Source organism: Reichenbachiella agariperforans (assembly GCF_900142205.1).
GTDB lineage: Bacteria > Bacteroidota > Bacteroidia > Cytophagales > Cyclobacteriaceae > Reichenbachiella > Reichenbachiella agariperforans.
In genome coordinates this window covers 660049-674969 of record NZ_FRAA01000001.1, presented here as the reverse complement: position 1 = coordinate 674969, position 14921 = coordinate 660049, and the positions used below count along the sequence as shown (strand labels likewise).

General features: G+C 41.1%; 13 protein-coding genes. 9 read left to right on the top strand and 4 right to left on the bottom strand.

Going from position 1 to position 14921, the window contains the following annotated elements; translation table 11 throughout:
• The first annotated feature begins 81 nt into the window (after window positions 1-81).
• The 7 genes from BUB99_RS02535 to BUB99_RS02505 all read left to right on the top strand — a co-directional run bounded on the left by BUB99_RS02535 (window position 82) and on the right by BUB99_RS02505 (window position 7065).
• The gene (locus BUB99_RS02535) at window positions 82-2247 is read left to right on the top strand and encodes an endo-1,4-beta-xylanase (RefSeq protein WP_073119157.1); all 2166 of its coding nucleotides are present in this window, start codon (window positions 82-84) and stop codon (window positions 2245-2247) included.
• Window positions 2248-2265: 18 nt separating this feature from the next.
• Window positions 2266-3810, top strand: a complete 1545-nt coding sequence (locus BUB99_RS02530; protein WP_073120537.1) for an alpha-N-arabinofuranosidase — start codon at window positions 2266-2268, stop codon at window positions 3808-3810.
• A gap of 144 nt (window positions 3811-3954) precedes the next feature.
• Window positions 3955-4137 carry a hypothetical protein gene (locus BUB99_RS02525; protein WP_073119156.1) on the top strand — a complete coding sequence of 61 codons (183 nt, stop codon included), beginning with the start codon at window positions 3955-3957 and terminating at the stop codon, window positions 4135-4137.
• Window positions 4116-4742: a transposase gene (locus BUB99_RS02520; RefSeq protein ID WP_084190304.1), complete on the top strand. Its 627-nt coding sequence runs from the start codon at window positions 4116-4118 to the stop codon at window positions 4740-4742. The genes BUB99_RS02525 and BUB99_RS02520 overlap by 22 nt, the downstream gene beginning before the upstream one ends.
• Before the next feature lie 159 nt (window positions 4743-4901).
• Window positions 4902-5453 carry a hypothetical protein gene (locus BUB99_RS02515; RefSeq protein ID WP_073119152.1) on the top strand — a complete coding sequence of 184 codons (552 nt, stop codon included), beginning with the start codon at window positions 4902-4904 and terminating at the stop codon, window positions 5451-5453.
• 33 nt (window positions 5454-5486) lie between these two features.
• Window positions 5487-5855, top strand: coding sequence for a hypothetical protein (locus tag BUB99_RS02510; RefSeq protein WP_139280867.1), 369 nt, complete (start codon window positions 5487-5489; stop codon window positions 5853-5855).
• 331 nt (window positions 5856-6186) lie between these two features.
• Complete coding sequence (locus tag BUB99_RS02505; RefSeq protein WP_139280866.1) at window positions 6187-7065, top strand: hypothetical protein; 879 nt, start codon at window positions 6187-6189, stop codon at window positions 7063-7065.
• Between the two features lie 148 nt (window positions 7066-7213).
• Here the strand turns inward: BUB99_RS02505 and BUB99_RS02500 are convergent, their stop codons facing one another.
• Genes BUB99_RS02500 through BUB99_RS02490 form a run of 3 tightly spaced genes read right to left on the bottom strand, consistent with a single transcriptional unit; the run spans window position 7214 to window position 10571 of the window.
• On the bottom strand, window positions 7214-8977 hold the full coding sequence (locus BUB99_RS02500) for a carboxypeptidase-like regulatory domain-containing protein (RefSeq protein ID WP_139280865.1): 1764 nt from the start codon (window positions 8975-8977) through the stop codon (window positions 7214-7216).
• Window positions 8964-9965 carry a FecR family protein gene (locus BUB99_RS02495; RefSeq protein WP_073119145.1) on the bottom strand — a complete coding sequence of 334 codons (1002 nt, stop codon included), beginning with the start codon at window positions 9963-9965 and terminating at the stop codon, window positions 8964-8966. Before BUB99_RS02495 ends, BUB99_RS02500 begins: the two co-directional genes overlap by 14 nt.
• A gap of 33 nt (window positions 9966-9998) precedes the next feature.
• Window positions 9999-10571, bottom strand: coding sequence for an RNA polymerase sigma-70 factor (locus tag BUB99_RS02490; protein ID WP_073119143.1), 573 nt, complete (start codon window positions 10569-10571; stop codon window positions 9999-10001).
• Window positions 10572-10839: 268 nt separating this feature from the next.
• On the opposite strand from BUB99_RS02490, the gene BUB99_RS02485 reads away from it, so the two are divergent.
• Window positions 10840-13392, top strand: coding sequence for a DUF5686 and carboxypeptidase-like regulatory domain-containing protein (locus tag BUB99_RS02485; protein ID WP_170863716.1), 2553 nt, complete (start codon window positions 10840-10842; stop codon window positions 13390-13392).
• Between the two features lie 64 nt (window positions 13393-13456).
• Here the strand turns inward: BUB99_RS02485 and BUB99_RS02480 are convergent, their stop codons facing one another.
• Window positions 13457-14155 carry an META domain-containing protein gene (locus BUB99_RS02480; RefSeq protein WP_073119139.1) on the bottom strand — a complete coding sequence of 233 codons (699 nt, stop codon included), beginning with the start codon at window positions 14153-14155 and terminating at the stop codon, window positions 13457-13459.
• A 167-nt stretch (window positions 14156-14322) separates the two neighbouring features.
• Here BUB99_RS02480 and BUB99_RS02475 point away from each other — a divergent pair, with 167 nt between their 5' ends.
• Window positions 14323-14919, top strand: coding sequence for a lipocalin-like domain-containing protein (locus BUB99_RS02475; RefSeq protein WP_073119137.1), 597 nt, complete (start codon window positions 14323-14325; stop codon window positions 14917-14919).
• The last annotated feature ends 2 nt before the right edge of the window (window positions 14920-14921 follow it).

Here is a 14921-nt window from a genome sequence, read left to right as displayed (position 1 = left end):
GAAAGGGGTAGATTTTACTGAGGAGGTCTTTATTTAATAATAGGACATGTATGCATAGCAAACCAAAACTAGATTAGACTAATGAATACTAAGATTTTATCAAAAACTAGAGTCCTAGGTACCTTGTGGCTTTTTTTTGTTTTGTTGTTTGCCCATCAGGTACAGTCACAATCCACAGAAGAGTGGTATGATCAAGCGCAGGAGCGCATAGATACTTTAAGACGTGGCGAGTTTGGGATTGAAATATATGATATAAATGGTCAAGCCTATACGGGCGAAGTGAAGGTTCGAATGGCCAAGCATGAATACCCGTTTGGGATGTCGTTTGACTTCTATGAAGGAGATATAGATACGGATGTGCCAACCGAAACTCAATGGATGAAAGCCGCTATGTACAAGTATTTCAACTATGGAGTGTCGGGGAACTCATTCAAATGGAGCGGAATAGACCCATATGGCAATGGCCCAGACTATACCAATTTTGATCATGCGGTAGAATGGACCCAAAGTGTAGGTTGGGAATTGAGGGCTCACACCTTGCTATGGGGAGGTGCTGAAGGAGATAATCATGCCATGCCACAGTGGGTGACCAATTTGGGGGCTGCACAAGCCGTGTATGACGAATGTGAAGATCGGATCAAGCGTGAAGTCACCAAATACAAAGGCGTGATCAAAGAATATGATGTGATAAATGAACCACTACATGCCACCTATACACAAGAGTTGTACGGAGATTCCCTCAATTGGAAGAGCTTTATCTGGGCACGAGAGGCTGACCCAGATGCTGAACTCTATGTCAATGATTACAATGTAGAGTTTGGATGGGGCGATGCGGATGAATATGTGACCCTAATAAACGACATGATAGATAAGGGAGCTCCGGTAACAGGTGTTGGATTACAAGCACATTTTTGGGATTGCTGTCGTCCGGATATCAACGATTTTGTGACGCAAGTCAACAAGATAGCAGAAGTAGGCCTTCCCATGAGATTGACCGAATATGACTATGGTGGAGATTTGACTGAAGCGCAACAGGCCGAAGATTTTATCAAAGTAGCCACGGTGGCTTTTTCACATCCCTCGATCAATGGTATGATTAGCTGGGGATTGAGCGATGCGGGTGCCTGGAGGGAAAATACAGGTTTTTTCACTGCAGATCATACCCCCAAATTGGCAGCTGATACTTTGCTATATCTCACCCAAGAGCTATGGGCGACTAACTTTGATTATATTTTGGGAGGGGCAGAAACGATCAATTTTGATGCTTACTATGGAGACTATCGGGTAGAGGTTAAGTTTGGAGAGAAATGGAAGGAATTTAATATACCCCTAAAGAAGGTCAATGATGGTGCGGTCTACGAACTTCACGAAGGGGATGCAGAGCTCAAGGCGCTAGAATTTGTTCAAGCCAGTTTGGTTGATTTGAATGTGCTAGAAGTGACTTTTGATCAGAGCATTGATTCAGGGACATTGGACAAGGCGGACTTTAGGGTTTTTGCAGATAACGGAGTAGGGATCAATCGTGTGACGGTCAAGGAAGGAGATCCTACCGTTTTGGTTTTTGAATTGGATAAACAAGTTTCCATTTTTGATTATGCCACGCTGTCCTATTTTCCAGGAACCTTGGCTGCCGAAACTGGAGCTACAGCAAGAGCCTTTGGAATAGAAAAAATCCAGATAGATAGTGAGCTGAATAAAGTGCCAGAAGTGGAAAACCATACATTTCATTTGGCCGAAAATGCCCTTGGAGGTGTGGTAGTTGGTACTGTATCTGCCATAGATCCTGAGGGAGCAGCGCTCAGTTATAAGATTACTGCTGGTAATCACCTAGCGATATTCGGGATGAATCAGGAAAGTGGCGAAATCTTACTCAACAATCCATTTCAACTGGATCGAGAAGAGACTCCTGTTCACGAACTCACTGTACAGGTGAGTGATGGGATGAATGTAGTGTCTGTTTTGGTTGCGATTTACCTTGATAAGGTATTGAGTGTAGGAACACATGCAGCTAGAGGCACATTGATTTATCCAAACCCTACCACAAATACTCTGAATATCCGCAGCAATGATTCCTTTGATCAAGTCTCAATTTTTGATTTGGGAGGGCAATTGCTTTATAAAGAAACGTATGGCGGGCTGATTCAAGATACTAGTCTTGAACTCGATTTGGACGAAGGTATCTACCTATTGAAGTTGTCTAACAAAACAATGATAAATGTTTCTAGAGTGATAGTACGATCGAATTAATAGAAAAATAAACATATGATGAGAAGGATAGGATTAATAATAGCGGGCTGTGGCTTGTCATTAGCAGTGTTTGCTCAAAAAGAAGTAAGCATAAAAATTGATACAGAATCAAAAGGCCCAGTGATTAGCAAACATATCTATGGACATTTTGCAGAGCATTTGGGTAGATGTATTTACGACGGTTTTTATGTTGGGGATAAAGAAACGAAAATCCCCAATACCGATGGAGTCAGAAATGATATAGTAGCAGCACTCAAAGAGCTTCAAATTCCAAACTTGCGTTGGCCGGGAGGTTGTTTTGCAGACACCTATCATTGGAAGGATGGTATAGGACCTAAAGAAGAGCGACCAACCATTGTCAATCGTTGGTGGGGAGATGTGACCGAGGACAATAGTTTCGGTACGCATGAGTTTTTGAATATGTGTGAGCTATTGGGGACAGCACCTTATTTGTCTGGAAACGTAGGTAGCGGAACTGTGCAGGAGTTTGCTGACTGGATGCAATATGTCAATAATGACGGAGTAAGTCCTATGTCTGATCTGAGAAGAGAGAATGGGAGAGAAGATGCTTGGAATGTCAAATACTGGGGTGTAGGCAATGAAGCCTGGGGCTGTGGGGGTAATATGACGGCTGATTATTATGCCAATGTATACCGACAATACGCCACCTATATGGGTGGATGGACCAGTAACGAAGGGATTCAAAAAATTGCCTCTGGTGCCAGCAGTGGAGACTATGACTGGACAGAAACTTTGATGAAGAAAATACCAGCTCGATTGATTGATGGGATTGCCTTGCATCATTATTCGGTAATTGATTGGGACAACAAAGGGTCTGCTTCAGAGTTTTCGGAGGAGCAGTATTTCATCACTATGCAGCGAGCCTATGAGATGGAAGAACTCGTGACCAAGCATATAGAAGTAATGGACAAGTATGACCCAGAAGGAAAGATCGACCTAGTAGTGGATGAATGGGGTGGATGGTATGATGTAGAAGAAGGAACCAATCCAGGTTTCCTCTTTCAGCAAAATACAATGCGTGACGCGATGATTGCAGGTATGACACTAAACATATTTAACAACCATGCCAATAGAGTGAAGATGGCCAACTTAGCTCAGGCTGTTAATGTGTTACAGGCGGTGATCCTGACGGATGAAGAGAAAATGATTCTAACGCCCACCTATCACGTGATGAGGATGTATACTGTACATCATGATGCGACGCTTATGCCTCTGGAAATCAATAACACAAGTTACGTAAAGGGTGATGCAGAACTACCCGCTATTTCAGCCTCTGCTTCTGAGGATTTGGATGGAAAGAAACACCTGTCAATTGTCAATATCGATGCGAGTCAATCATACAAGATAAGAGTGCCTTTTAGTGGAGTCAAGAAGTCTCAAATATCAGGTGAAGTATTGGCATCTGGAAAAATTCAGGATCACAATACTTTTGAAATACCTAGTCATGTAGCACCAGAAGAATTTAAAGACTTTAAGGTGAAAGAGGGAAATGTTGAGTTGACGCTTCCTCCTGCTTCTGTGGTGGTATTGGAGATACAATAGATTATAAGTTATTACTGACGTTCAGCTCCAAGGAAAGTCCAAACTCTATTAACCCTGATTATTCAATAGGAAATAGAGATAGTGTTTAAAAGTTTGAAAGGAGTTCGTTTTGGGAGAATTTTAGGTAGATCAAACTACACCCAAATGGTTAATCTTCCAATAGAATATTCAGACAAGCCAGTCACTCCTTATGGAGGGATGAGCTTGATGAAAAGGTTTTTAGATCAGACAGGTATTAAGGATTATCTAGGTAGTCTTGATTTACCAGCGCCTCTGGGTCTAACCGTGGCTATGCGCCAGCTGATATTGTCACTTCATTTTGGCTGAGTATTTGGACTGGCGCGAGTCGTTATATTCATTGTGATTGGCTCAGGTATGATAGTGTTTTACAATCGATTTTCGGATTGAATCAAATGCCATCTCAAAGCACATATAGTCGTTTTTTTGGAAAGTTTTCACAGAAGAGAAATACGGAAGTTTTCCCTGTTCTTCAAAACTGGTTTTTCGATCAAATTGGGGTAGACAATATAACAGTAGATTTTGACAGCACTGTGATCACTCGGTATAGAGATCAACAAGGTAGTGCCAAAGGCTACAACCCTAACAAACGAGGAAGGAACTCACATCATCCTTTGATGGCTTTTGTGGGGCAAACCAGAATGGTGGCCAATGCTTGGCTCAGACCTGGTAATACCACTGACAGTAGCAGTTGCAAACTCTTCATGCAAGAAACCTTTGCCCTCAACCACCACAATCGAGCCACCTTAAAAACACTCAAATCCTATTGCTTTGCATTAGGAGCGTGGACGGTAAATCATACCAACAAGAAGCTGTTGAAAATCTCATTGCTAGTTAAAAAAAGACCGTGGATGGACGGGATTTTCTCTCAAATCAATAATCTAAGTCCTCCTTTCAAGTATCCTAATGAATAATGCGGGTTTAACCTGTGAAAGGTCAGGTTTATTTACCGACCGATTTAAACTATAGGAAGTATCTAGGGCGTATTTTTGTTTGATCTACTTTAGAGTAGGTAGTCAATGATTTTTTTAGATTGCGAATCTAATTATATGTTTCACTTAAATTAATAATGTATGACAGATCCCACTTTGCAAATGTATTTACTCGCTTTTATGGTGGTCACAACTTGGCTCATGGTATTTTGGTCACAATTCAGAAAAATGATTTCTGTAAAATTAGAAACCAGAAATATCGAAGACGTGGCACGCTACAATAGACTCAAACGGATAGGAGGTTGGTATTGGGCTATTTTTTCTGTTTTTGGAATCATGACGGTGATATATGCCATAGCACCAGACTTGTATTTTTTGTTTTTACCATTGGATATGTTTCATCATCCAGTCATTAATACAATGGGGCTATTGATTTTGAAAATTTCGGTAGTATGGATAGTAATTGCACAACTGGATATTGATAAAGAGTTGTATAAGTATTCTCGTAATATTCAGAGCCTATCCGCGATGGAGTTGGTTAACTACACAGAACGAAAATTGTTGTCAGGAATGTTGGTGTTGTTTGTTGGGTATTTCACCACAATTACGAACATAATTGGCTTGCTATTGGTTATAGTTGGTTTTGTGATTCATACGCGAGTTTTTTCGAGTAAAGCCACCACTCCATGTTAATCAATTAATCTTTTGTATAAGCTGATTCTGAAATTGAGGAACACAAAAAAAATACTACCTGTTACTTTGCTTTTGGCTCTATATGTCGTGGTGATGGTATCGGTGTGTTTTTATCAATCCCAGGATTTTTACAATTTCAATTCTCATGAGTCAGGCGAGTATACTTCTCATTTTGTTCATAGTCGTTTTACACACACTACCCCTACAGAGTATCTAGTCTCTGTTCAGATCCCTTGGTTGTTTCGTCTGCCTCATGGCGGAGATAATTATTTTTGGGATATTCAATTGGCGCATGCTTTTCAATTCAAAAGCCTATTGTCTAAGCAATTAATTGATTGGCTTGACATCCTTGTCAAGCATCGAAAAGCTGACATACTCTACCCTTTTCATTTTTTTTGGTGATTATCACTTGGTATTACTTATTCATGTTTATTATCTAGCATGAGTAAACACGTCTAAATTTGATTATTTAAACGCTTTACCCAATTTTTTTCTGTAGGTAGCTGTCTGTGTTTGCATTTTAAAATCACGGATTGAGCCTCAATACAATTTTGATTTATAATATACTTAATGGGGAGCTTACCTTGGTAGTCGAAGATATTTCCTAATTTGTAAACGAGATTTAAACCAATCACCAACTATCGCTATGCTCAGATTACTATTGTGCCTTTTCCTCTTTTTAACACATGTATTTAGCTGTTATTCTAGTGTCGAACATCAGAATAATGGTTTTATGAAAATCAATCATATTTTGCTGTCTCTCGAAAGCAAAATCAATAGGACTAAGCCTGGAAGCGAGTATGTTGTCCGATCATTCAGTTTTACATTAGAAAAGATTCGAAAGGGAGAGGTTTCAGTAGTATTCGACGAGAATTTAAACTACGGGATTTCTGGATGTGCTTCTGCGGATATTTTAGAAGGTGGAGAGATCAATTTTAGCTTTGGAAGATTTCTTATTGATGCGTATGATCCTTTTCCATTACTTGTTGAAGGGATAATTATTCATGAATTTCAGCATGTGTATGATTTTATAAATAAGCCCGAACTCATACAGATCAGTCGAGGCAACCCGATCGAAGAATTATACTTTGAAGTGGATGCTATAAGCTTGGAAGGGATTTTTTTTAAATCCTATAGAACGGAATCAGATACTATGTCTAGTATAGAGAGGTTCTTCATGAATGACGCTAGAAATAGGTTTTGGGGGGTAACGGCAGTTTTTGAAAAAGTCGATCTTAGATTGTTACATCGAATTGATAATATTGAAAAGGAGCTTAAAACTTCGGATGAAGCAATCCAGCGTTTTGAAGAAATTGGAATAGAGGTTTTGAATGAAATTGAATTTGATGATAATGACTGGATGAACTACTGTGACTTGGTGACATTGAGGACATATACATATTTTAGTAGACAGGTTTTACATGATATATTGTTCACCTTAGAGGGTGGGGGACTAACTGATGAAGAACTCAAATTGTCTAGATACTCTACAATTAATCGTCTGATAACTAAAATGTTAGAGGTGCAAACTCAACATCATAATTTTGTAAATGAATTTAGAGGAGAATTGATTGAAAACTATAACAATGAAGTGCTTGCTGCAATTAAATAAGTTAGCTGTAAGCGGAGTGAAATAATTGTCAGATTCTTATCGAAGAAAGTGATCTGGAAGCTTGTTAGAGTAGCAAAAATCATAGCTAGTAGAAATATGTATCTCTATATGTATCTGTTATCAACAGCTCAATAACTAAAAACACCCTCTAAAACCGAATAGCAAATTCATAGCCTAGCCAGAGCTGTACGGACTGACCTTCTTCGATCTCGTTGTAGAATGGAGACTGTGCGATATCATAGCCATACTGACCTGTGCCTTCTCCTGTTTCTTCGGCGATGTATATGTTGATCACTGGACCACCAGTGATGGACAGATTGTTGAGTAGTTGATAGCCGAGGTTGATGTGTAGGCGAGTCAGTAGGTTGAAGGTTTCTATAGGGTTTTCCCATTTTCCGAGGTAGTGAGCACGTGCCTCTACGGTGGCGAATAGGTTTTTGTAGAGGGAGAGTTGAGACCCAAAACCAAAACCACCAGCCCAAAGTCTTTTGTCCCTAAACTGCGTGTTGACGGAGAATACATTGTAGAACTTGTGAATGCCAGAGCGAACCGTAAATCCTACAGGGAAGAGGTCGCTGTGTTCGATACCAGCTTCGATATAGCCATTCTTCTTGACGATGTTGATGAGTCCCAGTTGGATGCCAGATGCGACACTGTCTGCGTAGTTGATGACGCTAATTTGTGTGCCATTTAGGATCTTGGTGACGTTGATTAGTCCTGCTAATTGCACACCTTCGAGCTCGTTAGTGGTGTTAATGACTCCTGAGAGTTGCATACCATCTACGCTGCGGCTGTGGTTGCTAAATCCTGCCAGTTGGAATCCATCTACTCGGCCTTTGGCAACATTGGAGAAACCTGAAATCTGTGCTCCGTCCAGTTTGCCTGAGATATTGGAGAACCCAGATAGCTGAAAGCCTGATAAACTATCTGTGACGATGTTGGTGAAGCCAGCGATCTGTGCGATTTGCCCATAGTCTCGGCTGGTATTGATGAATCCTGCCATCTGAAAACCAGAAGCACTACCGCCAACCGTATTGCCAAAACCAGCGATTTGTGCACCTGATACATTGTGTCGGTTGATGTTGTACACGCCACCGAGTTCAAACCCTTCGTCCAGTCCATAGGAGTAGCCTGCGAGTAGGTTGAATGAAAGCTTGTGCCGTACCTGTCCTCCCATGCTCATGTTGGTGCCGACTGCAGGTATGAGCGAAAATTGGAAGTAGCGATCCTGTGTTTCTGTGACGTTTTCGGTGTTTTTTCTATTTTTCTTACTGGTAAAGAACCGAACGAGTCGGTTGAATTCTATAGCTAGTCTATCTGTATCCGCATCGTCAGGAGTGGAGAGCGTGTTAGGAGAGAGTGTTAGGTCACTCTGTAAGGTTTGCAGATCACTGAGCTGGACGATGGTGTCTTGGTAGTTTTTGCGACTAATCGCAAAAGTGGCAAGTTCTGTTTTGGCATTGACTTCTAGTTCAAATTCTCCTTTTTCATCGGAGAGCGTAGCGTCTAGCGTATTGATCTCGTAGATGGTGACGTTTGTTAGCTTTTCTCCAGTTTCGGCATCTTTGATGTCTCCTTTGATTTTATAGGTGTGTTTTTCTTTTTGTTTGCTGGTCTTTTGGATGATGATGTAGTCACCGATGTGTTTGAGTTCGTATTGGTCGCCGAGTAAGGTTTGTAGGATTTCGTCAATGCTGACCTGTACGAAGCTTTGATTAATTACCGTGCCAGATGGCAGTGCAGTAGGATTGTAGGATAGTTTGACCTGAGGGAGTGCGTCGATGGCTTGCAGCGCCTCTCGGAGTGGCGTTTGCTCGAACTCTATGGTGATAGGTTCTCTGGACTGTCCGATAGATAGGTCGCCCAAACCTATTATAAATAAAAGGACAAGAAGGTATTTAGTGACAGCCATCGCCAGATAGGTAGTAGGATTGTTCGGTTTTGGTGACTTTTAGGTCTAAGGTACTGGAGATAATATCGAGAATATTATCTAGTTCTTCGTTTTCGAAGTGAACCGTAATGCTGCATGTGGCTAGCGCTGGATTACTGAGCTGGATGTTCAATCCATAGCTGTCATGTAGTGCAGTAGCGACTTGATCCAGTGGTGTGTTTTGGAACGAAAGGCTTTTGGTCCTCCAGAAGTTATGAGTAGGTGTTTCGGGAACTGCCAGTTTGGTGAGTGATTTTGCGTAGAGGTCTAGCGAGCCACTCTCCCCAGCGTGCAATAATACTTCTTCTGAGATTGTAGAGAAGCGTACGGTTCCTTCATCTACACTGACGGATATGTGATCCGCTGAGGTTGCGTCTATGTTAAAGGCTGTTCCTATGACTGTGACCTGTGCTTGATTGAGAGTAATGACAAAGGGCTGTGCCTTATTGGCAGCCACTTGAAAATAGGCCTCTCCTTTGAGAGAAACTTTGCGTTCAGAATCTCCGAAGGTCTCAGGATAAGAGAGCTTACTGTGCTGGTTTAGTGTGATGTTAGATCCATCCGCTAGTTGAAGTTCTTGTGTGTCTTCTAGAGTCGCTATCTCTAGTTGTTTACTGTCTGAGCTGATATACCACCAGCCTGCCATGAGTAGGAGCAAAAGTCCCGCAGCATATTTCAGGTATTGAGTAGGTAGTGGTTGATGCTTTTTGTGTGGAGGCTTTTTAGAGAGTAGGTTTTGGGATTTAAATTTTTCCCAGGCTTTGTCTGTTTGCGCAGTGTTTTTATCATCTAAGGTAGCTAGGGCTTTCATATCCAGATAGAAAACCTCAGCCTCATCTAATTGACGCTGATTGCTAGGGGATGTTAGTGCCCATTGGCTTACTACATCCCTGTCTGTTTTACTGAGGTCATTTGCCCAGTAACGGTACAGCATTTCTTCACTCACGATATGTCCTTTCTCCTTGCTCATCTATAGATTTGACAACTAGCCTTCATTTTACCCTTACAAAAATTTTTGTCCTAAATATATCATCCACATTATCCAACTGGAGAGATACTGACCCAGTGCTTCTCTCATGATTTTCAGCGCGCGGCTCATCTGGGTCTCTACTGTCTTGATTGACAGGTTGAGTTCTTCAGCGATCTCTTTGTATTTCTTTTCCTCGAAGCGACTGAGCTCGAATATCTTTCGACACTTTTCTGGCATCTGTTGTATGGCCTTATTGATTTTCTCCTGTAGCTCATCCAGTTCTAAAAAATCCTGTTGGTCGGCCTCAGAATCACGCATGACATAGTCCTGATGAGCCTGTACGACCTTTTGATGCTTGAGATGGTTGAGGGATGCGTTTCGTACTGCCCCATACAGATATGACTTGACAGAGGTCTTGATTTCTATATCATGGGCTCTGTGCCATAGCGTTGTGAAAGTCTCCTGTACGATTTCTTCGGCTGTATCACTATCTTTAACATATTGGAAGGCAAACCTACACAGTGGCTGAAAAAACGATTTGAACACAGTTTCAAAGTGCTTTTCGTTTTGTAGGTCAAAGAGGCTATGTGTAGATGTAAGTGTCAAGTTAGTTTGTTAGTCAGGCGAAAGTAAAAAGAAAACTGACAATGTCCGACTAGGCCAGATCAATAGCTGATATTTTTGAGAAGAGATCAATAAATTCTGGATGCAAATAAGTTTTTATAAAATAAAAGACACCAATTTCGCATAAGATGTGTCTTTGTGTCGAAACAATCCGTACATAAGACCTGTTGCATAATTCATGACAGACTAGGTGGGTTCCCTCTTTGGGTGCGAGTGGTTTGTATATATGAGGAGCAAAAAAATAATAAATTTGAGACTAACCTATATCACAGTTTTTATCATTGGGATGATACTATCACTCGCGGCATCTGCTCAGAATGTCACGAGGATTAGGGGAGTAGTCACCGATGCTGAGACTGGAGAGGTGTTACCCTTTGTCAATATCTCTTTTGAAGGCACTACAATAGGAACTACATCCAATAGTGATGGGATTTTTTACATCGAATCTGACCAAGCCACTACCTCGCTCAAGGCATCCTATATAGGTTATGATCCACAGTTAAGACCTGTGACTTTGGGTGCTTCTCAGAAGATTGATTTTCAGTTGACCGAAGGGAGTTTAGAACTCGAGGCTGTAACGATTAGTAGCAAAAAGTTACGTTATCGAAACAAAGAAAATCCTGCGGTGACCATCATACAGAAGGTCATAGACAACAAGGAGAAAAATCGTATGGAGAGTCTAGACTACTATGAATACAACAAGTATGAAAAGGTAGAATTCGATTTTAATAATATTCCTGAGGACTTCAAAGAAAAGCGAATCATGCGTGATTTTCAGGTGGTATTCGATTATGTAGATACTTCAGATATCAATGGCAAAACTTACCTGCCTATTTTCTTGCGTGAGACAAGTTCGCAGGTGTACTATCGAAAGAACCCTGAACGTGAGGTAGAATATCGCCTCGGAACCAAATTGACTGGATTCGAAGATTATTTTGACAATCAGGGAATCTCTTATATCCTAGACAAGCTCTATCAGGATGTCGATATCTACGACAACAACATGAGCATACTCTCTCAGCGTTTTGTGAGTCCCATTTCTAGTCTGGCACCACTGACTTACCAGTTTTATATTGCAGATACATTGGTCGAAAACGATGAAAAGCTATTCAAACTATCTTTTCAACCTCGGAACAAAAACAGTTTGGCATTTATTGGCAATGTGTTTATTACGACTGATTCGGCCTATGCGGTCAAAAAGATAGATATGCGCATAGCGGATGATATCAACCTCAACTTTGTAGAGGATATGTTTATCAAGCAGGAGTTCAAAAAGAACGAGTATGATGCATATGTACTTAAAACTGATGAAGTGAGTATGGATTTTAGTGTAATCGACGGTAATGGGCTTGGTATATTTGGTCGGCGGACAGTGTCTTATAATGATCTAATCTATAATCAACAGCGCGTTGATACAATCTATACGGGCAATGAACTAGTCAAGGAAGTGAATCTGGTAGGTGACCAATCTGATGAGTTTTGGGATGGTGCACGGCATATGGAGTTGTCCAAGTCAGAGAAAGGAGTATATGCACTCAATGAGGAAGTAGAAGAATTGCCTGCTTTTAAGCGGCTTATGAACATAATGACTTTGCTCGTGATCGGATATCAAGATTTTAACAAATGGTCTATTGGGCCTGTAGGTGCTTTTGTGTCTTGGAATCAAATCGAGGGGACACGGTTTCGGTTTGGTGGTATGACGACCGAAAAGTTTAGCCGTCGCTGGCAGATAGAAGGTTATGGAGCCTATGGACTAAAAGATGAGGCTTGGAAGTATGCAGGTGTCGTGTCACATTATTTTACTGAAAGTAGACTCGATCATATCCGAGTCTATTATGCCAATGACCTCATGAACCCAGGCGAAAATCTACAGTACTCGTTGGACGCGAATGCGTTTAGCTCTTTTCGCCGAGGGGTCAATGACAAGATGATCTATACCGAGCGTATGGGGATGAGTTTTGGACGTAGATTGAAATATGGTTTTTCTTATTCTATAGGTGGAAGTATTGAAAACCTGCGTCCAGGTGGCGTGCTTAGTTTTGAGCCAGGTGTGATAGATACGACCATCAAAGACGAGGATGAACGTAAAGCCCAAGAGATAGAAGTCACTGAGTTGACAGCAGGTCTTCGTTTTGGTCCCAATGAGAAATTCTATCAGGGTCGGACAGGTATGGTTTCTATCCCGAATGAGTATCCAGTTGTTCAGTTCAAGTATTGGCATGGATTTAAAGGGGTGTTCGATGCAGATTACTCCTACGATAGATTTCAGGTCAACGTATCGAAGCGTTTTTATGTGTCTCCATTTGGGTTTACAGATGTCAACGTAGGCTATACCCAGCTTTGGGGAAAGGTGCCTTATCCACTATTGACTTTGCCACGGGGCAATCAATCCTATTCCTATCTCACCTATGCTTTCAACATGATGAACTATTTAGAGTTCGTCAGTGATCAGCAGTTCAATTTTCAGGTGACGCATTTCTTCAATGGCTATATTTTAAACAAAGTGCCGTTGATCAAGAAACTAAAGCTTCGCTCGATCATAGGCTACAAAATGCTCTGGGGATCGCTTAGCGACGTGAATAACCCAGACTTGCACGACGACCTAGCACCATATCCACGTCATGCAGATGGAGAACAAGCCACTTATGCTTTGACACGCGACCCCTATATGGAGGCGAGTATTGGGGTATCTAATATATTTAAATTTATGCGCTTAGATGTGGTCAAGCGAATCAGCTACCTAGAGCGACCTAATGCGCCGCAGGGGTGGGCACTACGGATGAAGGTCAGAATCGAGTTTTAGCCAGAAAGGGCAGGCTTCATGAACCTATAAGGTTTTTAAATCTTATAGGTTCATGAATATTCTATTATATACTCTTTCCAGTGATTCTAACTTTTCCGTTGGAGTCTTTGAGGTAGAGGATGCTGTCCTTGACACTGTATTCAGTGATCTGACCAAACTGAGCTAGGAGTGAAGTCTCTATACTCAAATCAGGACACATTTTTCGAGTACTTACTATTGGCCCTATTTTGATTTTGTTGATCATATCTAATGTGTATGGTCCAGAAAAACTGTTGCAACTGGAGTGCCCTATCACCATCTCACCGATCGTATTGAACTTGATGTACGGTTGCTTTTGTCCTACTGGAAGGTTGATAGAATCCCCCTCCAGCATAGTAATGTCCCAGTGCTCTCCTAAATCCAAACTATAGTCTCTCAATCTTTGCTCTATTTCTAACAGAGTGTACTTGATGTAGTCTTTAGATGTTGAAGAGGTGTCGCTAAAATCGACTCTTACTTTGAGCTGATAGAGATACCCATCTTCGAATTTGAATCCATCCACATCGTGATAAAAAACTGTCCATTCATCCATTGATAAATCTCCATCTGCCACTTGCGTCATGTAACATTCGGGTCTGCCGATACTAGCGCAGGGGGCAGTATAGCTATTGATCCAGATATGGTCTATGCGGTAAGTGTATAGATCGGTTTTGTCAGTTTTGGATGCGCTGCAGCTCCAAAGCATCGCGAGGGCTACCAGATAGAGAAGGGCTTTTCCTTTCATTTGAAGTATTTGATTGAAAAATGTTAAAATCGTTTGATAAAGTAGCTTTTGAGTATATTTTACAACTGATAAAGCTAAATAATCCAATGGACTGTGAGAAAAGTCAAGCAGCAAAGTTTATCTAGTCTTTATGAATTCTATTGTCTATCTTAAAAACTAGAACGCTTATGAAAAATCTGTACCATAAATTATTAATCATTGCTCTGGTAGCAGTGCTATTTTCTTGTAAAGAAGATGAGGAGCCAGCACCACATACTGTAGGAGTATGGGAGTTAGAAGCGACTACTTATGAAGGTTTTCCTGACGCATATTCTTACAATGAAGGCAGGATAGTGACGCTATCAAACCTAGAGATAGATAAGTGGACATTAGAACTTAAGAAGAACAAAAGTTTTGTTGAAAAGGTGTCTTATACCAGTGGTAATCCTAGTGATAACGCCGAAGGAACGTGGGAATCTGAAGAGGAAATTTTGACGCTCACATATGAGGACGAAGACGATCCTTTGGAGTGGGATGTAGTAAAAGATAAAACCGATCAGCTATGGATTAGCTTTGAGTCATCAAATACTTTTATGAGTAATGCTATTCAGGAAGAATTGGTTGCTGATTACGGTAGTGCAGATGGTGCTAATGCTTATCTGGATGATCTTTTTGAACAATATGAAGCTGATCCTACGAATCAGGATGTGATCGATGAGCTCAATAGAATATTCACAGTGGCAACATTTGATTGGGTTTTTAAATTTAAGCGATCGGACGACTAATT

Excerpts from the sequence above, each read along its gene's own strand:
- BUB99_RS02535 (WP_073119157.1), top strand. The coding sequence starts at position 82 with ATGAATACTAAGATTTTATCAAAAACTAGAGTCCTAGGTACCTTGTGG.
- BUB99_RS02530 (WP_073120537.1), top strand. The coding sequence starts at position 2,266 with ATGAGAAGGATAGGATTAATAATAGCGGGCTGTGGCTTGTCATTAGCA.
- BUB99_RS02525 (WP_073119156.1), top strand. The coding sequence starts at position 3,955 with ATGGTTAATCTTCCAATAGAATATTCAGACAAGCCAGTCACTCCTTAT.
- BUB99_RS02515 (WP_073119152.1), top strand. The coding sequence starts at position 4,902 with ATGACAGATCCCACTTTGCAAATGTATTTACTCGCTTTTATGGTGGTC.
- BUB99_RS02505 (WP_139280866.1), top strand. The coding sequence starts at position 6,187 with ATGAAAATCAATCATATTTTGCTGTCTCTCGAAAGCAAAATCAATAGG.
- BUB99_RS02500 (WP_139280865.1), bottom strand. The coding sequence starts at position 8,977 with ATGGCTGTCACTAAATACCTTCTTGTCCTTTTATTTATAATAGGTTTG.
- BUB99_RS02495 (WP_073119145.1), bottom strand. The coding sequence starts at position 9,965 with ATGAGCAAGGAGAAAGGACATATCGTGAGTGAAGAAATGCTGTACCGT.
- BUB99_RS02480 (WP_073119139.1), bottom strand. The coding sequence starts at position 14,155 with ATGAAAGGAAAAGCCCTTCTCTATCTGGTAGCCCTCGCGATGCTTTGG.
- BUB99_RS02475 (WP_073119137.1), top strand. The coding sequence starts at position 14,323 with ATGAAAAATCTGTACCATAAATTATTAATCATTGCTCTGGTAGCAGTG.